Below are 23,852 nucleotides of genomic sequence, written 5' to 3'. Positions count from 1 at the left end.
CCCAATCACACCGTTGGCTGCAGAGGTAGATTGCGCCGCCTGGACAAGCCCACCATAATGCGGGGCCATGACTTACAGACAAAGGACGGCCTCGCATGCCAACTGATGCCTCACGCCCGAGCCAGGCGTATGAGTTTGACTGCCTCGTCTTTATTGGCCGTTTTCAGCCCCCTCACCTTGGCCATGTGGCGGTTATTCGTGAGGCGCTGAAGCAAGCCCGTCAGGTCATCGTGTTGGTCGGCTCATCCTGGCAGGCACGTTCGCTGCGTAACCCCTGGCGTTTTGATGAACGGCTGATGCTGTTGCGTTCAGGTTTTGACGAGGAGGATAACCAGCGGCTGGAAATCACACCGCTACTGGACGCGCTTTACAACAACGACGTCTGGGTTCGCGATGTTCAGCGTAAAGTACGGGATTTGACCGCGCCGACAAATGCCAGGCTGCCACGGATCGGACTTATAGGCGCTAGCCGGGGGCAATCCAGCTACTACCTGTCACTATTTCCGCAATGGGAGTCGGTGAGCGTCCCCTTGGTCGAAGGCATTTCGGCGAGCCAGATCCGTGAACGTTTATTCCGCTCGCCCGGCGCCACCGACGATTACCTCAGTACAGGGGCCTACCACGACCTACCGCCCGGCGTGGTCGATCATGTGCAAGCTTTTTGCCGGGGCAGCGACTATGAACAGCTGCTGGAAGAACAGCAACTGCTGGACCAGTATCGTCAAGCCTGGCAGCAGGCCCCCTACCCGCCCATTTTTGTCACCGTCAATGCCGTGGTGGTCCAATCAGGGCATGTGCTGCTGGTGCGCCGGACTGCAGCACCGGGTAAGGGGCTGTTCGCGCTGCCGGGCGGCTTTATCAATCCCCATGAGCGCTTGCTTGACGCCTGTCTGCGGGAATTGCGTGAGCGTATTCGCTTGAAGGTACCAGAACCGGTATTGAAAGGCTCATTGAGGGGGCAGCGCCTGTTTGACGAACCCCACCGCAGCTGGCGAGGTCGTACACTGGCGGAAGCGTTTTACTTTGCCCTGCGCCCTGACCAGCAGTTGCCTCGCTTGAAACCCGTCAAGGGCGGCGATCATGCCCGCTGGGTCGCCCTTGCCGACCTCCAGCCCGACAGCCTGTTTGAAGATCATTTTTTTATTATTCAAAATTTTCTCGGCCTACCTGCCGACTTCAGCAGCGTTCCATCGCACTAATTCAAACAACCAGGACTTATCCCTGCAGAAAGTCCCGAGGCAGCTTCATCATTTGTCGCCACAGGCGTTCGACACCAGGCTTGTGGACCAGTGAACAGCGGTATAGTCGAATTTCCAGCGGGATATCCCAATTGGCATCAGCGGCACGCACCAAACGACCGCTTTTGAGCTCCTCGCGAATGCAGAAATCCGGTATCCAGGCAACCCCCACCCCCTGCAATACCATGCCTTTCAAGCCCTCCGCCATGGCGGTTTCATAGACCGTGCGCAGCTTCATGCGCAGTGGGTCGTTTTTCAGCAGCATGCGCACACTGCGGCCCAAAAAGGCCCCCTGCGTATAAGCCAGATAGGGCACTGAACTATCCTGCTGAAGCGAAAACAACGGCTTGCCCTGGGCATCGGGTAATGACACGGGCAGCATATTGACGTTGCCGATCGAAAAAGACGGGAACACTTCGGCATCCAACTGCATGGTGGCGAAGGGATCATAATAGGCCAACATGAGGTCACAGTTGCCTTCCCGCAGCACGTGAATCGCCTCTCCGACATTCATGGCGACCAGGCGGGTAGGCAGCTCCCCGAGGCCTTTTTGCAACCTTGATATCCAGGGGGGATAAAAGCTCAGCGCTAACGAATGCGCGGCAACGATATCCAGCGCCTCATTGGCAATCGAGAGCCCCCGTAAATGGCCTAACGATTCGGTAAGCTGTTCAACAAGGTTTCGCGCGGTGACCAGAAACAGCTGGCCTTCTGAGGTCAAGCCCACCGGCGTTGTCGAACGGTCGACCAGGGTTACCCCCACCGCCTGCTCTAACGCCCGGATACGCCGACTGAACGCTGGCTGTGTCACGTGCCGCTGCCTTGCCGATGCCGAAAAGCTACGTGTATTGGCCAATGCGACAAAATCTTCCAGCCATTTTGTTTCAAGGTTCACCAACGACTCCTTGTCACCCTAGTTATTTGAATTGATCTGTCACCGAGCCGTGAGGCTACTGAATGGGCGCCGTTAAATAGGCTGCCCGAGAGACCACCTTTTTCCACCAGGGACGCTGGGCAATTTCATCCAGACTGATACGACGACATCTTGCGAAATCATTCTCGAGCATCAAGCTAACCTGAGTGGCCACCGACGCGCTGGGCATAAAAGCAGTAATTTCAAAATTCAACCGAAAAGAACGGTTGTCCATATTCACCGTACCGACGGTCGCTGCCTTGTTGTCAACGAGCATGACTTTTTGGTGTAAAAAACCTGGGAGATAACGGTATATTTTTACGCCTGCACGCAGCATGTCGGGCAGGAATGAAAAGGCTGACAGGAAAACCAGTAAATGATCGGGGCGTTCAGGCATCATGACCCGGACATCGACCCCCCGCATGGCGGCCAGCCGAAGTGCATCCTGAACGCCCTGATCCGGCACGAAATAAGGGCTGGTCACCCACAGCCGCTCTTCCGCGCTCTGAATCACCTGCTGTATAAGCAGGCTGGCCGTGTCCTGGCGATCTGCGGGCCCCGAGGGCACCACGACCACATGGTGGTTACTGGCAAAGGTCTTCAGGGGCTGCCAATCCAGGGTAATGACCTCCCCTGTGGCCCAATGCCAATCTTCCCAGAAGGCTTCCTGAAGACCCAGGACACTCGGGCCTTCAAGCTTGAGATGGGTATCACGCCAGGGGCCACGAGCCGGGTCCTCGCCCAGATACTCCACGCCGACGTTAAACCCGCCAAGCCAACCTTCCTGGCCGTCGACCACCATCACCTTGCGGTGATTACGGAAATTCAGCTGGAAAGGATGCTTCAGCCCCCTGGAGGAACGAAACGCACTGACTTCAATACCTGACTGCGCCAGATCATTTAAATAGCGATCGTTGAGCTTTCGGCTGCCCATCTCGTCGTAGAGGAAGTAAATATTGATGCCACGCCGGACAGCCTGCTGAAGGTATGCCATCAATCGACGCCCGAGGCGATCATCCCGGACGATGAAAAATTGCAGAAGGATATAGCGCTGTGCACGCTCGATACCGGCAAACAGGCTTTCGAACGTTTCCTTGCCGTCAATCAGCAAGGTTGCCTGATTCCCCTGCGTCATCGGCATCATGGCTAACTGCTCAACGGCTTTAATGTCAGCGCTTTTGGCTGAAACGCTGTAAGGATCAATGTTGGCACGATAACGCACCAGCATGCGGCGCAATATATTGTCACGCACCCCGCGGGCCGTGACATAACCATAAAACCGCGGCCTTCCAAATAGCCAGTAGGCAGGTACGGCCACATAAGGAAAGGTGAGCAGTGAAATAATCCAGGCGACCGCCCCCTGAGAGGTCCGGCTGGACATCAACGCCATAATCGCTGAAACAATCCCCAGCGCATAGATCAACAAGATGCCGGTCCCTAGCAACCACGAGGTCATAGTGGTGTCCTCATTATGGGTGTCAATTCCATTGCGATGCGCCGGTTGAACATGGATAAAGCCCCGCCACTGGCAGAGCCTTTATAGCCTGGAACACCTTGCCCGTTACGACACTCAAGCCGTCTGGGCGATAATGTCCTTCCACTTGGCAGGCCCGGTCTGGTGAACCGAGGTCCCTGCACTATCCACGGCAACGGTAACAGGCATGTCTTCCACTTCGAACTCATAAATGGCTTCCATGCCGAGATCCTCGAAGCCAACCACGCGAGACTTCTTGATTGCCTGGGCGACGAGATAAGCGGAACCACCCACCGCCATCAGGTAAACCGCCTGGTTATCGCGAATGGCGTCAATGGCTTCCTGCCCACGCTCGGCCTTGCCGACCATGCCCAGCAGGCCTGTTTCTACGAGCATGGTACGGGTGAACTTGTCCATACGGGTGGCGGTGGTGGGGCCTGCGGGGCCTACGACTTCGTCTCCGATCGGGTCTACCGGGCCCACATAGTAGATAAACCGCCCTTTCATATCGACAGGTAAGGGGTCACCCTTGGCAATCATATCCACCATACGCTTGTGGGCCGCATCACGCCCGGTCAACAGCTTGCCGTTCAACAAGAGTGTATCGCCGGGCTGCCAGGCCCTGACGTCTTCGGGTGTCACCGTATCCAGATTGACACGTTTGACGTTGTCGCCTGCCTCACGGGTAATTTCCGGCCAGTCCTCCAGCTTGGGAGCAGGCAATGCCACAGGGCCCGAGCCATCCAGCGTGAAGTGGGCATGGCGAGTGGCGGCGCAGTTGGGAATGATGGCAACCGGCTTATTCGCTGCGTGGGTTGGGTAATCCTTGACCTTGATATCGAGCACGGTGGTCAAACCGCCCAACCCCTGGGCGCCAATGCCACTTTTATTGACCTTGTCGAACAGCTCCAGACGAAGCTCCTCGGCACGATTGCTGGCCCCACGTGCCTGCAGGTCTTGGATATCGATCGGGTCCAGCAGTGCCTCTTTGGCAATTTCCATGGCCTTTTCCGCCGTACCACCAATGCCAATGCCCAGCATGCCCGGCGGACACCAGCCTGCCCCCATTTTAGGCAGTTGCTCCATCACCCAGTCCACCACGCTGTCAGAGGGGTTGAGCATGGCAAACTTGGATTTTGCTTCGCTGCCGCCGCCCTTGGCTGCCACATGAATATCGACTTGATCGCCCGGCACGAGTTTGTGGTGGATAATCGCCGGGGTGTTGTCCTTGGTATTCTGGCGCTTGCCATCAGGGTCCGCCAGGACAGACGCCCGAAGAATATTGTCAGGGAGCTGATAAGCGCGACGCACCCCTTCATTGACCATGTCATCCAGACTCATGTCCGCGTCCCAGGTTACCTTCATGCCCACATGAACGAACACGGTGACGATACCGGTATCCTGACAAATCGGGCGATGGCCGGTGGCACACATCCGTGAATTGATCAGAATCTGGGCGATCGCATCCTTGGCGGCGGGGTTTTCTTCACGCTCGTAAGCGGCCGCCATGGCATCGATAAAGTCTTTGGGATGGTAGTAAGAGATGTACTGCAGTGCATCGGCAACGCTTTGAATCACGTCGTCCTGGTGAATCACGGTCATGAACAAACTGCTCCTCGGTTATCGTCTTATCGGCGGCCTAAGCGGTTATTGGAATAGCGGCCTTTTGGCTGAAAACATTATACCGTATTGGCATTACCCCGGCAGTAACACCAACGTTATAGAATCAGGGAATGGCAGGTTTTAGTGATCTCAGCAGTAAGATAACGGTATAAATTATGGTGTATTGATTTGACAGCCCGGGCACAAATACAGCCGCCGGGAGCCAACCATCATACGTTCGATAATCTGGCCGCAGCGATGGCAGCCAAGTCCCGCCCGTTCAAAAACGCTGAATCGCCATTGGCGGCGCGGTTCACCCGTGGCAATGGCCTGCTCAATCCAGGACTGTGTATTGGTAACACCCGCCTGCTCGTAGGCCTGACGAGTCGTTTCGATAATGCAAACGGCGAGTTGTTGGCGCTGTTGCTCGGTTAAATCAACGGGGCGTTGTTTGGGGTGGCACCGGGCGTAGAAAAGAATTTCCGAGCGCAGATAATTGCCTAACCCCGCGACAAAACCCTGGTCGAGTAGTAATGCCCCCAGGCTGCGCCGATGAAATTGCTTGAGGCTCAATCGTTGCTGAACTTGCAGTGGCGTCACCGCCTGGCTCAGCAGGTCAGGCCCGAGCCGGGACAAAAAAGGATGCTCGGCGAGATTATCTTCATGCCAGAGTGAAATATCCGACGCGCTATAGAGACTGGCGCAGCGCCCTTCTGTGGTTAATCGAACGCGCAGCGAGCGCCGGGTACTGGGTGGCTTACCTTCTTTGTGCAGTTTCCAAACCCCATAAAGCTGATTATGGGAGTAGAGCACGCGCTGATCGGCGAACCCAATCAGCATTACCTTGCCCCGGGTGTCTACCCGCAAAACCCGCACCCCAATCAGCGACGCTGCCTGCTCGGCAAGTTCGGGGAAGGCGAACCAGGCATCGTCAACCACCCGGCCGCCTATCTGCTGCTCAATACGATCTGCCGCACGGCGGATTTCTGGACCTTCAGGCATGCCCTACCCTAGCGCCAGCTGTTTTTCTTTCATCTTGTGCAACTGGTCACGCAGGCGTGCCGCTTCCTCGAACTCGAGATTTTGCGCCGCTTCAAACATGGCATCCTCGATTTTGCTGATCGCGGCGAGGAAATCGTGCTTGTCCATACTGGCGGTATCGTACTCGGCAGCACTCTCAGCCACCTTGCGATCACTGCCACGCTTACGGTTGCTTTTCTTGCCTGGGGCCTGCGCAGCTTCCATGATATCGGTCACCGAACGGGTAATCGTGGTGGGGGTGATACCATGGGCCTCGTTGTGGGCCTTCTGCTTGTCACGCCGACGCTCGGTTTCATCCATCGCCCTGCGCATGGAATCGGTAACCCGGTCGCCGTAAAGGATGGCTTTGCCCTGGGCGTTACGCGCAGCGCGGCCAATGGTCTGGATCAACGAGCGTTCGTTACGCAGGAAGCCTTCTTTATCGGCATCGAGAATGGCAACCAATGAGACTTCCGGGATATCCAGCCCCTCTCGCAGCAGGTTGATCCCCACCAGCACGTCGAATTTACCCAGCCGCAGGTCGCGAATGATTTCCACCCGCTCGACGGTATCGATATCCGAGTGCAGATAACGAACGCGGATACCATGCTCATCCAGGTATTCGGTCAGATCTTCTGCCATGCGCTTGGTGAGAGTGGTCACCAATACGCGTTCGCCCACTTCCGTGCGAAGTCCGATCTCGGACAGCAAATCATCCACCTGAGTGCTTGCAGGACGCACTTCAATTTCAGGATCCAGCAGCCCCGTCGGCCGCACGACCTGCTCGACCACCTGGCCTGCATGCTCGGCTTCGTAGGGGCCCGGTGTCGCCGAGACGAAAATCGTTTGCGGCGAAATGGCTTCCCACTCTTCAAACTTCATCGGCCGGTTATCGAGTGCAGATGGCAGGCGGAAACCGTATTCCACCAGCGTTTCTTTGCGCGACCGGTCGCCTTTGTACATACCGCCTACCTGGGGCACGCTGACGTGGGATTCATCGATAAACAGCAGCGCATCGTCAGGCAGGTAGTCGAAAAACGTCGGTGGCGGCTCGCCGGGGGCGCGGCCGGATAAATAGCGTGAGTAGTTTTCGATACCGTTGCAGTAACCCAGCTCGAGCATCATCTCGATATCGTAAAGCGTACGCTGCTCGAGCCGCTGCGCCTCTACCAGACGCTCGTGCTTGCGCAGCCACTCCAGGCGCTCTTTAAGCTCCGCCTTGATATCGTCAATCGCAGCCAGGATCGTCTCCCGGGGCGTAACATAGTGGGATTTCGGGTAGATGGTCATGCGCGGGACTTGCCCGCGCACGTCGCCCGTCAGGGGATCAAAGAGCCGGATCGAGTCGATTTCATCGTCAAACAACTCCACCCGTACGGCTTCTTCTTCGGCATCCGCCGGGAAAATATCGATCACGTCGCCTCGCACCCGGTAAGTACCACGGCGAAAATCCATATCGTTGCGGGTGTATTGAAGTTCCGCCAGGCGGCGCAGGAAGGCACGCTGGTCGATCAACTCGCCGCGGGTAAAATGCAAGCGCATCTTGAGGTACTGGTCAGGGTCGCCCAGGCCGTAGATCGCCGACACCGATACGACGATCAACGCATCCCGGCGCTCCAGGAGTGCCTTGGTCGCCGACAGGCGCATCTGCTCGATGTGGTCGTTGATGGAGGCATCTTTTTCAATAAAGGTGTCCGACGACGGCACATAGGCTTCCGGCTGGTAGTAATCGTAGTAGGAAACGAAGTACTCAACGGCGTTGTCCGGGAAAAACGCTTTGAACTCACCATAAAGCTGCGCCGCCAACGTCTTGTTGGGCGCCATGACAATCGTCGGCCGCTGCTGTTGCGCGACGATATTGGCCATGGTGAAGGTTTTCCCCGAGCCGGTGACACCGAGCAGCGTTTGATGGGCAAGCCCCGACTCAAGACCACTCACCAAGCCCTCGATAGCGTTGGGCTGGTCGCCTGCGGGCTCAAACTTCGACTGCAACCGGAAATCCTTGCTCATCTTCGCTCCTGATCAGGGTAAGGCGAGCTACGTGGCGCTCGTCGTAATCTCCACGGTCGATGAGGTCATCAACCGCTGGATGGGGCAGCGATGGCTGATATCTTCCAGCCGGGCACGCTGCTCGGCATCGTCAATGCCGTGAAATGTCATCGTCACTGCCAGCTTGTAAACGCCTTTCGTTTCCTGGCTATCATCGCGCTGAACAGTGACGGTAATGCCTTCCAGGGGCCATTGCTTCCGCTTGGCGTACATCTGTACCGTAATGGCCTTGCAGGTACCCAAGGCGATATCGAAGTAGTCGTGGGGGTCCGGCGCGCTGCCGTCGCCCCCCACAACGGGCGGCACATCCGCCGCCAGATCCTCAAGGCCGTCAACCTCAACGCGCTGTCGAAAGACGCTGTTGCGCTCACTGATCACCGTAATCGGCTTGTGCATCATGTTACCTTTATGCCCAGGTTGAGCTTTTCAACGGCCTTGATGAGCGCTTCACGCTTTACCCGGCCGTCCACCTCAGCGCCATAGCGGCCCACTTCAGCGCTGTCCACGCCGTCGAGCATCATCAGCGCTGTGGTAATCTGATTGACCTGTTCAGCGGATTTGACCCCGTGAAAGGTTAATGATTGCTGTGCCATTGGCTAGCCTTGTTTCAAATACATTGTACTGTCACGGGTCAATGCCAACGATTATTGGCTCTCCGAGCGGATTGATATTGTCCTATGCAAAACTGATACAGACAACGAGTCTAGCATGCGGCGGGGACCTTGCAATCGCGGCCCATCGCCCACACTTAAGGTAAAATTGATTCGCATCACGATTCAGCCACCCCTTCAACAGGAGTTGTCATGGCGACCGTTCCCTCTCTCGATGCCCTTAACAGCGGTATTCGCCTTCACCACTTGGCGGCCTTGGATATCCAAGGCCCCGATGCCGAGAAATTCTTGCAAGGGCAAACCAGCGCTCAGGTCAGCCTGGCCGACGGGCGCTTTGCGCCCCTCACCTGTTTCTGCACGCCAAAGGGGCGCGTGCTGGCGAATGCTCAACTGATGAAGATAGGCGACAGTCATTATCGGCTACTTCTCAGCGAGTCGCTGCTGGAAACGCTGACCAGCCATTTGAAAAAATTTGCTGCTTTCTATAAAGCGGAGTTGACCCCACTTGCCGAGCTCTCGCTGGTCGGCGCGGGAGAAAATGCCCGCTCAATCGCGGAAACGCTGGATCTCCCCCTACCCAAGGCGCCAGGCACTCAATCCGCAAACTCGCACGCCAGCGTGCTATGTTATCCAGGGGATACACCACGCTGGCTGTTCTGCCTGGAAGACGACACCCTGATCGAGGCCCTTGACGATGAAGGCGGCCGGGCGGCCTGGCAACTGGCCGACATTCGCAGCGGCCTGGCATGGTTGACCGAGGCACAGCAGGACCATTTCCTGCCGCAGATGCTCAACTGGGAAGCGCTTGGCGGTATCAGCTTCAAAAAAGGCTGTTATACCGGTCAGGAAGTCGTTGCCCGGGCCCATTTCCGCGGTCAGGTAAAAAAACGCCTGGTGCGCGCTGAACTTGCGAATAGCGAGACGCCGACAACCGGGGACACGGTCATCAATGAAGCCAGCAAGGCCGTCGGCGAAGTCGTTAACAGCGCCGTGAGCGAAACAGGCAGCATCGAGCTTCTAGCCGTCATGAATACCAAGGTGATGGAAGAGGCCATGCCCGTTTATATCGGGGAGGCCCGCTTGGCACTGCTTGACCTTCCCTACCCTATCGAACGGCTCGACCCCGAACAACTTGCCATGGGCCTGGCGAATTGAAGGCTGGTTAATCGACGGCATAGGGTAGTCGAAACAGGCGGGCAGCATTGGCGCTGCTGATGGCGGCGACATGCTCGCGTGTTTGTCCGCGTAATGTTGCCACGACATCGCAGACGTCACTCACCCGGCAGGGTTCATTGCGCTGGCCCTGGTAGCCACTGAGCGGCATATCGGGGCTGTCCGTTTCCAGCACAAAGCTGTCATCGGGTAATGCCCTGATAACGCGGTGCAAGCGCTTTGCCCGCTGATAGCTCGCCGCGCCCCCCAACCCAAGGACATAACCGAGATCCACAAACTTCCTGGCCTGTTCGTAAGACCCGGCAAAGGCGTGGATCAACCCGGCCCTGGAAAGCGTGCGCTGGCGAAGCCGTTTGGCGACGGTGTCGTTGGCTTTGACACAGTGCACGACCACCGGCAACGCATGTTGCTTGGCCAGGGTCAATTGGGCATCGAAGTACGCCCACTGGGCATCGAGCGTAGCGTCGAAGCGTGCATCAATCCCGCACTCGCCGACGGCAACCAGCTCGGAACGCTCATTCAGCAAGCACGCCAATCGGGCAAGATCCTGGTCACGGTGTTCATCCATAAAGTAAGGATGAAGGCCCGCGCAAACGCTGACATCCTGGTGTTGCTCCCCAAGCGCCAGCACGGCTTGCCAACGGGCGCAGGTCGTCCCCGGCACGATAAAGTGCTTGACCCCCACGCCTCTCGCGGCTGCCATGACCGCATCACGATCAGGATCGAACTCCGTAAAATCAAGATGGCAGTGGGCATCAATCAGCATGGTCGCCTCGTATTGCCAGGCTAGTGCTCGCGTGTCGGCTGGAAGCGAATGTCCGGCCAGCGCTCCTGGGTCATCTGCAGGTTGACGCGAGTCGGCGCGATGTAGGTCAGGTAGCCCCCGCCATCGATCGCCAGGTTGGCGCTTGCCTTGCGCTTGAATTCCTCCAGCATCTTGGCATCTTCACAATACACCCAGCGGGCCGTCTGCACATTGACGGCTTCATACAGGCAATCCACCTTGTATTCTTCCTTCAAGCGGTGCGCCACCACGTCAAACTGCAGCGTCCCCACGGCCCCCAGGATCAGGTCATTGTTGTCGATCGGCATGAAGACCTGCGTAGCGCCTTCTTCCGAGAGCTGCTGCAGGCCTTTCTGCAAGGCTTTCATTTTAAGCGGATCTTTCAGGCGAACGCGTTTGAAAAGCTCCGGCGCAAAGTGTGGAATACCGGTAAAGCGCATATTCTCGCCCACGGTAAACGTATCGCCAATCTGGATGGTGCCGTGGTTGTGCAGGCCAATGATATCGCCAGGCCAGGCTTCTTCCACCTGGGAGCGGTCGGAGGCCATGAACGTCAGCGCGTCGGCAATCTTGACATCCTTGTTGATACGCACATGGCGCATTTTCATGTTCTTGTCGTACTTGCCCGAGCACACCCGCAGAAAAGCGATACGATCACGGTGGTTGGGATCCATATTGGCCTGGATCTTGAACACGAAGCCCGTAAAACGAGGGTCGTCAGCCGGGACATCCCGCACATCGGTTTCCCGGGGCTGGGGGGCTGGTGCATATTCAACAAAGCCATCCAGCATTTCGCGAACGCCAAAGTTACCCATCGCGGTTCCGAAGTAGACGGGCGTCAATTCCCCACGGCGATAGGCGTCAAGGTCGAACTCATGGGATGCGCCGCGCACCAGCTCGACTTCCATGCGCAGTTCCTCGGCCTGCTCTTCACCCAGCACTTCGTCTACCTCGGGATTATCCAGCCCCTCGATACGCTTGTCCTCGGGGATACGACTGCCCTGGCCCTGGGTGTAGAGATGAACCACATCGTTGTACAGGTGATACACCCCACGGAAATGCCGTCCCATGCCAATGGGCCATGTCATGGGCGCACACTGGATATTGAGCACCGTCTCGACTTCGTCCATCACCTCGATGGGGTCACGGATATCGCGGTCCATTTTATTGATGAAGGTCAGAATCGGCGTGGTGCGTAGACGACAGACGTCCATCAGCTTGATGGTCCGGTCCTCGACGCCTTTAGCACCGTCAATCACCATCAGGGCAGAGTCCACCGCTGTCAGGGTACGGTAGGTATCTTCAGAGAAATCCTCGTGACCTGGCGTATCAAGCAGGTTAACGATGCGTCCTCCGTAGGGAAACTGCATCACGGAGGTTGTCACCGAGATGCCCCGCTCCTGCTCCATTTTCATCCAGTCCGAGGTGGCATGACGGTCATTACGCTTGCTTTTCACCGAACCGGCCAGCTGGATGGCATTGCCAAACAGCAGCATCTTTTCAGTAATGGTCGTTTTACCGGCATCGGGGTGGGAAATGATAGCAAAGGTTCTTCTAAGCCCGGCTTCCTGGGCTAATTGGGTATCTTTCATCGGGCCTCATCATTAGCGTGTACTCAGCCAGACACATGGATGCCAAGTGTCAGTGGCCGAGCTATATGGCATTGCTGGCAATTGTACCCTCGCAGACAATCTTGGGCCACAAGAGGACGGTTTGGGGACGGGTTAGAACGCAGCCTCCTGTCGTGAACAGCGGGCACCATGGAGAGGCGCCAGACGCGAATAAGCGGCCATAAAAAAACGCCGGAAGACCGGCGTTTTTTTTTAAGCTGTCGCTAACCAATGGAATATCAGGCGAAGGTGTTGACCTGAGTTCCCACGGTGCCCTCTTTTGCCAGATCAGGCTGTGCACCGGTATCGGCGGACGCCATGATGTCAGTCACCTGCTGCGCCTGCGTATCCAATGCTTCCTTGAATACCTGCATCTGAGCCTGTTCAGCACTCTGGGCCTGGTTCATGTAAAGCGCTGTGCTCACCGCATTACTGACGGCTACATCCATATGGTCACCTCAATGTAGTACGAATATACTAGGAGACTAGCAAATGGCACGACAACACGCAAAACACACTCTCTAAAAACGCTCGGCCCTGAAGGGCGCCATGTCGATGGCGGGCGTCTTGCCTTCCATCATGTCAGCAAGCAGGTAGCCCGTTGCCGGTCCCAGGGTAAACCCTTGATGACCGTGTCCGAAGGCCAACCAGAGGCCTTTATGCCGAGGCGCGGGGCCAATCACCGGCTTCATATCCGGAAGACACGGGCGTGCGCCCTTCCAGGCGGCTTCATCAAGACGCTCAGCCAGCGGGAAAATACGTCGTGCAGCGCTTTCCGCCGCGCTTAGTTGGCCTTCATCAGCCGGTGACTCAAGGCGGTCCAGCTCGGCACCGGTGGTCAGCCGAATGCCTGCATTCATGGGCGCCAGCAAATAGCCTACCTCGGCATCCATCAACCAGTACTGCAACCGAGCCGGTGCTTGAGTGGCATAATGCATGTGATATCCCCGCTTGACGAAGGTCGGGAAGCGGTAGCCCAAGCCTTTGAGCCACTCGCCTGACCAGGGTCCCAGCGCCATTACGACATCGTCTGCGACCACCTCTCCATCACTGGTGGTCACACACCATTGTGCTTCACGCTGGGTGACCGACTGAATGTCACTTTGCACAATCTGACCGCCATTGGCGACGAATGATGCTGCATACGCGGCCACCAACGCGCCAGGGTCAGCGACTGTCCAGGGATCAAGCCAGTGAATGGCCCCCATGATTTCATCGCCAAGGTCGGGCTGTTTGTCTAGCAACGCCTGTCGATCCAACACCTGAAATTGCACATCGTAGAGGTCCCGCATTTCTTCGGCCTCTTTCGCGCGCTTGGCCAGCTTCTCAGGCGTTCGATATATCTCCAGCCAGCCTTGGCGACGCACCAGGTCCTCGGCACCCGCGGCCTCGATCATCGGTCCATGGGTTTTAAGACACAGCTGAATCAAGGAGGCATATTCCGGCACGATCTGGCGGTAGCGACGCGGCGAGGAATGATGCCAATAGCTCAATAACGGCGACGCCGCCTCCAGCATACCGCCAGTACGATAGCGAATATCCACGCGTCGATTGGGCAGCACGCTCAGGATGGTTTTAAAATCGCGAGGAAAGGGGTAGGGCTTTACCGCTTCACGCTGGATAATACCGGCATTGCCAAAGGAGGTTTCCCGGCCTGGCTGGCGTCGGTCCATCAGAGTGACCTGAATCCCCCGCTGCTGCAGATGCCATGCAATGCTGACACCTACCATACCTGCCCCTAACACCACCGCATGACGCGACATTGAAACACCCTCCCATCGACAAATTGCACGACACGCAGGTCAGTCACACCGCACGCCTAGTTACCTAAAAAATAGCACTGATAAAGAAGCATTAATACAGTCTAAAAAACTGTTTTTAATAAAAAAATCAGAAATTAATATCGCCAAAAACAAAAAAACCGAAAGCGTTCGGTATTACGGCACAGCAATTGCTTTGCCTTATTACCGCGAGGACCATCATTATGGCAAAAGGCGCTAATTCAGCGCCGCCTTAACCACGCTTCGCCGTGCGCCATGCACCCAAATAGAGCTTGCAGCGCACCAAAAAAGAACAAGGATGCCACCATGCCACTTACCCCCATCATCGATACAGAACTGCTCGATACACTATGGGTATTATGGGCAGCCGCACTGGTCTTTGTCATGCAGGCGGGTTTTTTATGCCTGGAAGCGGGCACAACCCGCAGCAAAAACGCCATCAATGTCGCGATGAAGAATATTGCGGATTTTGCCATTGCACTGAGCGTCTTCTGGCTGGTGGGCTTCGGGTTGATGTTCGGCGTCTCGGAAAGCGGCTGGCTGGGCACAAGCCTGTTCGGGTGGCAACTCAACTCAGCATCCAGCTGGGTAATCACGCTATTCATCTTTCAGGCCATGTTCTGCGCTACCGCGGCGACCATTGTGGCAGGCGCCGTCGCCGAGAGAATGCCGTTTTTTACCTACCTCTGGACCGCCCTCTGGATAGCGCTACTCATCTACCCCGTATTCGGGCACTGGGCATGGGCCGGCCTACTGGGAGGGGAAAGCGGCTGGCTCGCTTCGCTGGGGTTTGTGGATTTTGCCGGTTCCACCGTCGTTCACAGCGTGGGGGGCTGGGTCGCGCTTGCGGCCGTTCTCGCCATCGGCCCTCGCCAGGGACGCTTCAACCAAAACCAACCCCCCACTGCCTTTCCGGCGGGCAACCTGCCCCTCGCCATGCTGGGGGCGCTGTTCATGATACTCGGCTGGTTTGGCTTCAACGGCGGCAGCACGCTGGCCATCAACGGCCAGGTACCCGGCATTCTCGCCAATACGGTCCTGGGCGCCGCAGGGGGCATTCTATCCGCCATGCTGATGGGCTGGCGAGCCCGCCGCTATGCCGACGTCATGTATGCCATCAACGGCGCCATTGCCGGATTGGTCGCTGTTACCGCAGGAGCCCATGCAGTGTCGATGTCAGCGGCACTGGGCCTCGGGGCTGTCAGCGGTGTTCTGATGGTGATCACCAGCGAATGGCTGCTCAACCACCGCATCGATGACGCCGTAGGCGCTATTCCGGCGCATCTGGTTCCCGGCATTTGGGGCACGCTCGCTCTGCCCTGGATAGCCGACCCCGAGGCGCTGGGGACTGGGCTGGGCACGGTGGAACAGGCCGGTGTGCAGCTGCTGGGCGTCGTTATCTGCGGACTCTGGAGTTTTGGTATTGCGTGGCTGCTGTTTCGTATCTCCGGGCGCTATTTTCCGCTTCGGGTTAGCCCTGAAGATGAAAAAATGGGCTTAAACCTCGCCGAACACGGCACCCATAACGAACTGACCCAATTGCTGGAACACATGCGCCGCCATGAACAACAGGGCGACATGCGCCAGCGCATCGAGGCAGACCCTTTTTCTGAAGTGGGCGAGATTGCCGCAGGCTACAACCGTGTCGCGGCGGCCCTGGAAAGCGCTATCGGCCATACCCGGGTGATGCTTCACAACCTGCGTGACGGCGTGCTTACCTGGCAGGCCAACGGGATACTCACCAGCCTCAACCCGGGTGCGGAGCAGCTGTTTGGCGTTCAAGCCGAGCAGATGATAGGCACCCCTGTCAGCCGCTTACTGGAGCGCACCAACCTGGCGCCGGGTGAACGCCATGAAATCAAGCTGCGCTCCGCCACTCAGGAAGTCCGCTATCTGGAAGTCCAGATCAGCGAAGGAGCCAGCGGTTCGGACTCGGAACGTTCCGGCATGGTGCGCGACATTACCGAACGCAAGCGCCTGCAGGAACAGTTAAACCGCGAGCGGGACCTGGCCAGAACGACCCTGGCCTCGATTGGGGATGGCGTCATCACCTGCGATGCTAGCGGCCTGATCACCTTCATGAATAGCGAAGCCCAGCGGCTGACCGGTTGGCACCTTCGCGAGGCTCGTGAAAAACCGATCCAGTCGATTTATCGCCTCATCGACGACAAAACCGGCAGTCTACTCAGCAACCCGGCGCGCCAGGTACTCACCCAGCACCGCGCCATTCATTCCACCGAGGACGGCTGGCTTGAGCACTGCGACGGACAGCGAACGCCCATTCAACACAGTGCCGCCCCGATTCGCTCGCGCAGCGGCATTACGTTGGGCGCAGTAGCGGTCTTCCAGGACGTCAGCATCACTCGCCAACTTGCCGACCAGCTTAACTACCAGGCCAGCCACGACAACCTGACAGGGCTAATCAACCGTCGAGCATTTGAAACAACGCTGAGCCAGTTGCTCGATGGCCAGGAAGGCAGTCACGTTTTATGCTATCTGGATCTTGACCAGTTCAAGATCGTCAACGATACCTGCGGCCACATCGCCGGTGATGAGCTTCTCCGCCAGGTGGCCACAAAACTGCAGGCTTATGTCCGCAGCAGCGATACCGTCGCCCGCCTTGGTGGCGACGAGTTTGCCCTGTTGCTACCCAACTGCCCCATGGATCAGGCCAGACAAATTGCCGATGCTATCCGCTGCGATATCGAAAACTATCGCTTTGCCTGGCAGGAGCACACCTTTGGTATTGGCGTCAGCATCGGGCTGGTCGTTCTGAGTGATGCCCACATGCAGTTAACCGATGCCCTGCACGCTGCCGATGCCGCCTGCTACACCGCCAAGGAGGCAGGACGCAACCGCCTACACTGTTACCAGGCCAATGACCATTCGGTACTCGAACGCGACGGTGAGCTTCGCTGGGTACAGCGCTTGCAGAACGCGCTCGACAATGATCATTTCCGACTCTTCTCGCAACCTATCGAAGCTGTCTGCGCCAAACGCCCCGCTTACCAGGAAATACTTTTACGCCTGGAGGAAGACGGCAACCTGATCACACCGGGCAGTTTTCTACCCGCTGCCGAGCGCTACCACTTTATGCCGCGCATTGACCGCTGGGTGGTCCGCAACACCCTTGCATGGCTGTCCGATATTACCCGCTCAGCCCCCGACACTGCCTGGGGCTGCTGGGGGGTCAACCTCTCGGGCGCGTCGCTGTCCGATGGCGAATTCTGCCGGGACCTGATCACCCAGGTGCAAAATGCCCAGTTGCCCAAGGGCAGCCTGTGCTTTGAAATCACCGAAAGCGCGGCCATTGCACAACTTTCCAGCGTGATCGAGCTCATCCACACACTGAAACAACTGGGCTGCCGGTTTGCGCTGGATGATTTTGGCACAGGGCTGTCTTCCTTTAGCTACTTGAAACAGCTGCCCGTTGATTATTTAAAAATCGACGGGCATTTCATTCGCCATGTCCATGAAGACCCGATTGATCGAGCAATGGTGGAAGCCATTCACGCCGTGGGCAAAGCGCTCAGTATAGAAACCATTGCTGAATTCGTCGAAACGCAGCAAACCCTGGATACGCTAAAGGCCCTTGGCATTGACTATGCGCAAGGCTATTTACTCGGACACCCCGGCCCACTCACCCAGGTAGGCGGACAGCCCATCAAGGTGATGCCACGCTGACCAACAAGTGACGCCCAGAAAATTCCCGGATGGGAGAAGTCATTGGGAAGTTCAAAACGGGAGAGAAGATATAGATGAATGAAGATAAGCGGGTAAAACAGAAAAGAGGTTAATGGGGTGGATGATGGGGATCGAACCCACGACCACCGGAGCCACAATCCGGGGCTCTACCACTGAGCTACATCCACCATAACCTGTAGAAGGGAACTGCTGATTACTGTGCTGTCACTGGGGTGGATGATGGGGATCGAACCCACGACCACCGGAGCCACAATCCGGGGCTCTACCACTGAGCTACATCCACCATTGACAACTGCAACCGACGAGATTTCAAGGCTGATCGCTACTGGTACAAATGGCGCGCCCAGCAGGATTCGAACCTGCAACCTACGGCTTAGAAGGCCGTTGCTCTATCCGGTTGAGCTATGAGCGCACATGTAATATCCGTGAACAAAGACATTGATGAGCACTTGACCACAACCATCGCCTGGAAAAGCAAAACTACCTTTCGCGTTAGACGTGGTCGGGGTGGAGGGATTCGAACCCCCGACATCCTGCTCCCAAAGCAGGCGCGCTACCAGACTGCGCTACACCCCGATTTCATTGCCTAAACGCTGCCGCCTGGCCCGTCTCAAGCGAGGCATATATTACTGTTTTTAATTTTAAAGTCAACCATCAAGCTGACAACTTACCCTGGCACTTTGCCTGACTGCCCCATCATGCGAAAATTGGTAACGGCAGACCTTTGGTTAACACTCGTGTCTTTAGTTCGCCCTTCAACCTCTACGGGGATTTCTTTACATGACCGCCCAACTCATCGATGGCAAAGCTATCGCCGCCAATGTCCGTCAGCATGTTGCTCAACAGGTAGCTGCCCGCCAGCAGGCAGGTAAACGAGCACCCGGACTTGCGGTTGTGGTGGTAGGAGACGACCCCGCCTCACAAGTCTATGTGAACAATAAGCACCGCGCCTGTGAACAGGCAGGCATTCTTTCCTTTCAGCACGCCCTGCCCAGCGATACTTCCCAGCAGACACTTGAAGCGCTGGTTGACCAGTTAAATGACGATCCTACCGTCGACGGCATTCTTGTCCAGCTCCCCTTGCCCGACTCGCTCAACGCCGAACCGATACTCGAACGGATTCGACCCGACAAGGACGTCGATGGCTTTCATCCCTTCAATATTGGCCGGCTGGCCCAGCGCATGCCTGCCCTTCGCCCCTGTACACCAAAAGGCATCATGACGCTGCTCGAACAGAGTGGCGTCAAGGTCCGCGGTCTCGATGCCACCGTCGTCGGCGCCTCTAACATCGTCGGGCGGCCCATGGCACTGGAGCTGATGCTTGCCGGCGCCACCACCACGGTATGCCACCGGTTTACCAGGGATCTGGAAGCACATGTCCGACGTGCCGATCTTGTCGTGGTTGCCGTCGGCAAGCCCGGCATCGTGCAGGGTGACTGGATCAAACCCGGTGCCGTGGTGATTGACGTGGGGATCAATCGCCAGGAAGACGGCAAGCTGAAGGGGGATGTCGGCTTCACCGCTGCCGCCGAACGCGCCAGCCTGATCACCCCCGTCCCTGGCGGCGTAGGACCGATGACCGTCGCCACCCTGCTGGAAAACACCCTGGCGGCCGCTGAACAGCACGATCAATCTGACAGCTAACCGCGCTGTTTATCTTCTTCTGACGTACAGGAAACCAACATAGTGAAGCGTATCGGTATCATTGGCGCCATGGCGCAGGAAGTCAGCATCCTGGCGTCCCAGCTCGACAACCCGGAGCGTTATGAGCACGCGGGGTTTATCTTTCATCGTGGCACACGCCACGGCCTCGACGTGACCATCCTGCAATCGGGTATTGGCAAAGTGAACGCAGCGGTCGGCACGGCGCTACTGCTGGAGCGCCATCAACCTGACGCGGTGATCAACACCGGTTCAGCCGGCGGGTTCGCCAGCGACCTGCATATCGGCGATATCATCATTTCCGACGAAGTCCGCCACCATGACGTAGACGCCATGGTCTTCGGCTACGAAATGGGCCAGGTTCCCGGCATGCCCGCGGCTTACCTGGCCGATGCAGCGCTCCGCAAAGTGGCCCAGGGCGCCATCAAGACACTGGGCGAGGTCAAGGTGCGTGAAGGCTTGATCGCCACTGGCGATGCCTTCATGGCTGACCCGGCCAGGGTCGATGCCACCCGCGCCTTGTTCCCCGACATGCTGGCGGTGGAAATGGAAGCCGCCGCCATTGCCCAGACATGCCATTTGTACCAATGCCCCTTCGTGGTGATCCGCGCCCTATCCGACATCCCCGGCAGCGGCGATAACCATCTGTCCTTTGAGCAATTTCTGGATATGGCTGCCGACCATTCCTCGCGCATGGTCGACCAGATGCTCCTCACCTTGAGCGCTAGCTGATTGACCAGTCGAGCGCTTCCCCCGCCAGCAGCGGAATGATCGCTTCACCCTCGGCGTAGGGGTAGCTGGCGGGGACGTTTTGCGGGCGCCGAGACAGGGTAATCGTGTCGCCATTGGGCGGAAGACCATAAAAGCGCGGCCCGTTGAGGCTGGCAAACCCCTCCAGCGCCGATAGCGCCCCGACTTCGTCAAACGCCGTCGCATAAAGCTCTATCGCCGTGGATGCCGTGTAAGCGCCCGCACAGCCACAGCTGGACTCTTTGGCGGTTTGCGCATGGGGGGCGCTGTCGGTACCCAGGAAAAACTTCCCACTGCCGCTGGTCGCCGCTTTCAGCAACGCCTGGCGGTGCCTTTCGCGCTTGAGAATGGGCAGGCAGTAATAGTGCGGCCGAATACCCCCGACCAGCATTTTATTGCGATTGAATAACAGGTGGTGCGCGGTAATCGTCGCGGCCACCGTATCGGGTGCCTGGGCAACGAACTCGGCGGCTTGCTGTGTCGTGATATGTTCGAACACCACTTTCAACCCTGGGTGGCGCGCTAAAAGCGGTGTCAGCACGCGCTCGATAAACACCGCCTCGCGATCAAAGATATCAATGGCCGCGTCGGTGACTTCACCATGCATCAACAACGGCATGCCTGCTTCGGCAAGCGCGGCAATGGTCGCATCGCAGCGCGTCAGATCCGTCACCCCAGAGGCAGAGTTGGTGGTCGCGCCTGCCGGGTAAAGCTTGACGGCGTGGACGATGCCGCTACTTGCCGCCCGCGCGATTTCTTCCGGCGGTGTGGTGTCTGTCAGATACAATGTCATGAGCGGTTCAAAGCGACTACCGGCAGGCAGCGCATCCAGAATCCGCTCACGGTAAGCGACAGCTTGTTCGGTCGTGGTGATCGGCGGCGTCAAGTTCGGCATAATGATTGCGCGCCCCATCTGGGCAGCGGAATGGCCCACGACCGCTTTCAGTGCTTCGCCATCGCGCAGGTGGAGGTGCCAGTCGTCTGGCCGGGTCAAAGTAATTGCGTCCACGGAAGATCCTGTACGTCGTCAGTTATCGCAGTCAATGAAATGGGCGCCCAGCGCCTCGAACAGCAGTATACCGGATACGCCATCAGGTTGAATCGAGTGCCATTCACCCACAGCTGACTCAATGTGGCGTATGATAATTATCACTGGTTGGTCAAAGGATACACGTTATGCAGAAGGTCCGGCGAAACGCCGACATTATTGCCAGCCTCGAAGGCTTGCTGTGGCTCGCACTCGCGTGGTCGGTGTCGTTTTCTGCGTATTACGGCAGCACCGAAGCAACCGTCACCATGCTGCTGATCATTGCCACGCTGGCATTTTTCAGCTGGGCGCACCGGCCGCTTCGCTACCTGCTGCGGCGTTATCATGTGCGCAAACGGCGGACCGATATGTGGATTCACCTGCTGGCGCTGCCGGTGCTTATCGCGATGTTTTTCCACATCATGATTGAGGGCCTGTTAGGCAGCGCCTGGCTGCCGCCCAAGATGCTGGTCTTCAATATTGTGGCCACGGCGGGATGGTTAACTTACGTCATGACGCTGTTTATTAAATTCCTGATTCATCGCTTTAAATCCACCGCCAGGTGAGCCACATGCCAACCGAGCTCCCGCTACCGTTATCGACCCCGAACCGCAACCTGGTCCGCTTGACCATTGTCAGGGGCATTACCTGGACGGGTTTTTTAATTGCCATCATCGTGGGCGTCAAGTTCCTCTCGTTTGAGCTGCCCGTCCCTGAGGTGGTCAGCGTCGTTCTGGCGATGGGACTGCTCAACATTGCCACCTGGTGGCGGCTGGGGCGGCCACGTGCCGTCCAGCACCTTGAGTACTTGCTGCACCTGCTCGCCGATGTGGTGGGCTTGACGCTGCTGTTCTATTTTTCCGGGGGATCCACCAACCCCTTCATCACCTATTATCTGGTTCCGATTACCATTGCGGCCGCTACCCTGCCCTGGCGTCATGCCTGGATCATTGCCGGCTGCGCCATGGCCGCCTATAGCTTCTTGATGATTGACTACCATCCCATTCCCCAATTGGGGCATATCAACAGTGGCAGTCCGCTGAGCCTCCATGTCTTGGGCATGTGGGTGAATTTCGGCATGTCCGCAGGGCTGGTCACTTTTTTCATCTATAAAATGGCCCATGCCTTGAGACGTCGCGACCAAGCGCTTTCCCGCACCCGCGAAGCGGCGTTACGCAACGAGCAAGTGCTGGCCGTTGCCACCCAGGCGGCAGGCACCGCGCATGAATTGGGCACGCCGCTATCCACCATGGCGGTACTGCTCAAGGACATGCAGCAAGAAGCCAAGGGTGACCCGGAGCGTCAGGAAGATATCGAATTGCTGCGTCAGCAGGTGGATATTTGCAAATCCCGCCTGCAGCACCTCGTCAACCAGGCAGACCGGCGGCGCATGGCAGAACCGGAAGTGCTCGACGCCGAAACCTGGCTAAGCGGTGTTGTCCAACGCTGGCTGGTGTTACGGCCCGATGTCAGTCACCGACTGGACATCGCTGGCCGCCGTGGACGGCCCTGGCTGGCCGTTGACGCCACCCTCGATCAGGCGCTCACCAATCTGCTCAATAATGCCGCGGATGCCAACCCCGAAGGCGTCGCCATCGGGCTGGATTGGCACTCAGACCGCGTCGTGATCGATATTCGTGATCACGGGCCTGGCGTTGCCATGTCGATTGCCGATCAGTTGGGCGATACGTTCATTTCCACAAAAAGCAAGGGAATGGGCATTGGCTTGTTTTTAACTCACGCCACTATCAATCGTTTTGGTGGGGGCGTCAGTCTTTATAACCATCCTGAAGGCGGCACGTTAACCGAAGTCACGCTACCCCGTGCTGGTGCTGACTAGGCGCTGTGACGCCTCCCGTTAGTGATTCATTGAGGTCATCATGCAAACACCCAACCAGCGGTTATTGATCGTCGACGACGACGAGATGTTTTGCCATGTGCTAAGTCGCTCGCTCACCCGGCGCGGCTTTGAGGTCGTCGTGGCCAATGATGCGGATCAGGCCCTGGCACTTGCGGCTCAACATATGCCCACCATGGCCACCCTCGACTTGAAGCTGGAAAATTCATCGGGGCTCAAATTATTGCCCGAACTGCTGGCAGTCGTTCCGCACTGTCATGTGGTCGTATTGACCGGCTACTCGAGCATTGCGACCGCCGTGGAAGCCATCAAGCTGGGGGCCGTCAATTATCTATGCAAACCGGTCGACGCTGACGATGTACTGACCGCTTTCGAACGGTCCCAGGGGGACCCCAATATTGAAGTGGCTGATAACCCACCTTCCATCAATCGCATTACCTGGGAACACATCCAGAAGGTCTTGCAGGAGCACGATGGCAATATCTCGGCCACCGCCAGGGCGCTCGGCATGCACCGCCGAACACTGCAGCGCAAACTGCAAAAGCGCCCTGTGCGCCACTAACCCGCTGTTTGTCTAGGCCTGTGGGCTAATGCA

Annotated in this window: 20 protein-coding genes and 4 tRNA genes; 8 read left to right on the top strand and 16 right to left on the bottom strand. The window is 57.5% G+C overall.

Going from position 1 to position 23,852, the window contains the following annotated elements:
• Positions 1-95 precede the first annotated feature (95 nt).
• Positions 96-1,199 carry a bifunctional nicotinamide-nucleotide adenylyltransferase/Nudix hydroxylase gene (locus NH395_RS02665; RefSeq protein ID WP_253022209.1) on the top strand — a complete coding sequence of 368 codons (1,104 nt, stop codon included), beginning with the start codon at positions 96-98 and terminating at the stop codon, positions 1,197-1,199.
• A 16-nt stretch (positions 1,200-1,215) separates the two neighbouring features.
• Here the strand turns inward: NH395_RS02665 and NH395_RS02660 are convergent, their stop codons facing one another.
• The 7 genes from NH395_RS02660 to NH395_RS02630 all read right to left on the bottom strand — a co-directional run bounded on the left by NH395_RS02660 (position 1,216) and on the right by NH395_RS02630 (position 8,889).
• Positions 1,216-2,133 carry a LysR substrate-binding domain-containing protein gene (locus tag NH395_RS02660; protein ID WP_066320522.1) on the bottom strand — a complete coding sequence of 306 codons (918 nt, stop codon included), beginning with the start codon at positions 2,131-2,133 and terminating at the stop codon, positions 1,216-1,218.
• A gap of 55 nt (positions 2,134-2,188) precedes the next feature.
• Positions 2,189-3,607 carry a cardiolipin synthase gene (gene cls, locus NH395_RS02655; protein WP_253022207.1) on the bottom strand — a complete coding sequence of 473 codons (1,419 nt, stop codon included), beginning with the start codon at positions 3,605-3,607 and terminating at the stop codon, positions 2,189-2,191.
• A gap of 114 nt (positions 3,608-3,721) precedes the next feature.
• Positions 3,722-5,227, bottom strand: a complete 1,506-nt coding sequence (locus NH395_RS02650; RefSeq protein ID WP_253022205.1) for a fumarate hydratase — start codon at positions 5,225-5,227, stop codon at positions 3,722-3,724.
• Positions 5,228-5,401: 174 nt separating this feature from the next.
• Positions 5,402-6,229, bottom strand: coding sequence for an endonuclease VIII (nei, locus tag NH395_RS02645; protein ID WP_253022203.1), 828 nt, complete (start codon positions 6,227-6,229; stop codon positions 5,402-5,404).
• Positions 6,230-6,232: 3 nt separating this feature from the next.
• On the bottom strand, positions 6,233-8,257 hold the full coding sequence (gene uvrB / locus NH395_RS02640) for an excinuclease ABC subunit UvrB (protein ID WP_253022201.1): 2,025 nt from the start codon (positions 8,255-8,257) through the stop codon (positions 6,233-6,235).
• 27 nt (positions 8,258-8,284) lie between these two features.
• Positions 8,285-8,692: an OsmC family protein gene (locus NH395_RS02635; RefSeq protein ID WP_253022199.1), complete on the bottom strand. Its 408-nt coding sequence runs from the start codon at positions 8,690-8,692 to the stop codon at positions 8,285-8,287.
• Entirely contained in the window at positions 8,692-8,889 is a 198-nt protein-coding gene (locus NH395_RS02630; protein ID WP_066320516.1) for a hypothetical protein, read from the bottom strand. Before NH395_RS02630 ends, NH395_RS02635 begins: the two co-directional genes overlap by 1 nt.
• Before the next feature lie 210 nt (positions 8,890-9,099).
• On the opposite strand from NH395_RS02630, the gene NH395_RS02625 reads away from it, so the two are divergent.
• Positions 9,100-10,062: a folate-binding protein gene (locus NH395_RS02625; protein ID WP_253022197.1), complete on the top strand. Its 963-nt coding sequence runs from the start codon at positions 9,100-9,102 to the stop codon at positions 10,060-10,062.
• 7 nt (positions 10,063-10,069) lie between these two features.
• Here the strand turns inward: NH395_RS02625 and NH395_RS02620 are convergent, their stop codons facing one another.
• The 4 genes from NH395_RS02620 to NH395_RS02605 all read right to left on the bottom strand — a co-directional run bounded on the left by NH395_RS02620 (position 10,070) and on the right by NH395_RS02605 (position 14,237).
• Positions 10,070-10,846, bottom strand: a complete 777-nt coding sequence (locus NH395_RS02620; RefSeq protein WP_253022195.1) for a TatD family hydrolase — start codon at positions 10,844-10,846, stop codon at positions 10,070-10,072.
• A 20-nt stretch (positions 10,847-10,866) separates the two neighbouring features.
• Complete coding sequence (locus tag NH395_RS02615) at positions 10,867-12,456, bottom strand: peptide chain release factor 3 (RefSeq protein ID WP_253022193.1); 1,590 nt, start codon at positions 12,454-12,456, stop codon at positions 10,867-10,869.
• Positions 12,457-12,713: 257 nt separating this feature from the next.
• A complete protein-coding gene (locus tag NH395_RS02610) occupies positions 12,714-12,923 on the bottom strand; it encodes a putative motility protein (RefSeq protein ID WP_066320510.1) in 210 nt (69 codons plus the stop codon).
• Between the two features lie 72 nt (positions 12,924-12,995).
• The gene (locus NH395_RS02605; protein ID WP_253022191.1) at positions 12,996-14,237 is read right to left on the bottom strand and encodes an FAD-binding oxidoreductase; all 1,242 of its coding nucleotides are present in this window, start codon (positions 14,235-14,237) and stop codon (positions 12,996-12,998) included.
• Between the two features lie 324 nt (positions 14,238-14,561).
• On the opposite strand from NH395_RS02605, the gene amt reads away from it, so the two are divergent.
• Positions 14,562-17,939, top strand: a complete 3,378-nt coding sequence (gene amt, locus NH395_RS02600) for an ammonium transporter (protein ID WP_253022189.1) — start codon at positions 14,562-14,564, stop codon at positions 17,937-17,939.
• Between the two features lie 113 nt (positions 17,940-18,052).
• Here the strand turns inward: amt and NH395_RS02595 are convergent.
• From NH395_RS02595 to NH395_RS02580, 4 genes are all read right to left on the bottom strand, one after another.
• Positions 18,053-18,127 (bottom strand) — tRNA-His (locus NH395_RS02595).
• Positions 18,128-18,168: 41 nt separating this feature from the next.
• A tRNA-His gene (locus tag NH395_RS02590) sits at positions 18,169-18,243 on the bottom strand.
• A 52-nt stretch (positions 18,244-18,295) separates the two neighbouring features.
• Positions 18,296-18,372, bottom strand: a tRNA-Arg gene (locus NH395_RS02585).
• A gap of 87 nt (positions 18,373-18,459) precedes the next feature.
• Positions 18,460-18,536, bottom strand: a tRNA-Pro gene (locus NH395_RS02580).
• A gap of 204 nt (positions 18,537-18,740) precedes the next feature.
• On the opposite strand from NH395_RS02580, the gene folD reads away from it, so the two are divergent.
• A complete protein-coding gene (gene folD, locus NH395_RS02575; protein ID WP_253022187.1) occupies positions 18,741-19,604 on the top strand; it encodes a bifunctional methylenetetrahydrofolate dehydrogenase/methenyltetrahydrofolate cyclohydrolase FolD in 864 nt (287 codons plus the stop codon).
• A 42-nt stretch (positions 19,605-19,646) separates the two neighbouring features.
• Positions 19,647-20,354 (top strand): 5'-methylthioadenosine/S-adenosylhomocysteine nucleosidase, encoded by a 708-nt coding sequence (gene mtnN / locus NH395_RS02570; RefSeq protein WP_253022185.1) that lies wholly within the window; start codon positions 19,647-19,649, stop codon positions 20,352-20,354.
• Here mtnN and pyrC read toward each other — a convergent pair.
• Complete coding sequence (pyrC, locus tag NH395_RS02565) at positions 20,347-21,381, bottom strand: dihydroorotase (RefSeq protein ID WP_092828383.1); 1,035 nt, start codon at positions 21,379-21,381, stop codon at positions 20,347-20,349. The two genes, mtnN and pyrC, sit on opposite strands and share 8 nt — an antisense overlap.
• A 167-nt stretch (positions 21,382-21,548) precedes the next feature.
• Here pyrC and NH395_RS02560 point away from each other — a divergent pair, with 167 nt between their 5' ends.
• From NH395_RS02560 to NH395_RS02550, 3 genes are read left to right on the top strand one after another with little or no spacing between them, the layout of a single operon-like run.
• A complete protein-coding gene (locus NH395_RS02560) occupies positions 21,549-21,965 on the top strand; it encodes a hypothetical protein (protein WP_066320499.1) in 417 nt (138 codons plus the stop codon).
• Between the two features lie 5 nt (positions 21,966-21,970).
• On the top strand, positions 21,971-23,239 hold the full coding sequence (locus tag NH395_RS02555) for an ATP-binding protein (protein WP_253022183.1): 1,269 nt from the start codon (positions 21,971-21,973) through the stop codon (positions 23,237-23,239).
• 40 nt (positions 23,240-23,279) lie between these two features.
• On the top strand, positions 23,280-23,819 hold the full coding sequence (locus NH395_RS02550) for a response regulator transcription factor (protein ID WP_253022181.1): 540 nt from the start codon (positions 23,280-23,282) through the stop codon (positions 23,817-23,819).
• The last annotated feature ends 33 nt before the right edge of the window (positions 23,820-23,852 follow it).

It is taken from the genome of Halomonas sp. Mc5H-6 (assembly GCF_024124705.1).
GTDB lineage: Bacteria > Pseudomonadota > Gammaproteobacteria > Pseudomonadales > Halomonadaceae > Vreelandella > Vreelandella subterranea.
This window is presented reverse-complemented; position numbering and strand designations above follow the sequence as displayed.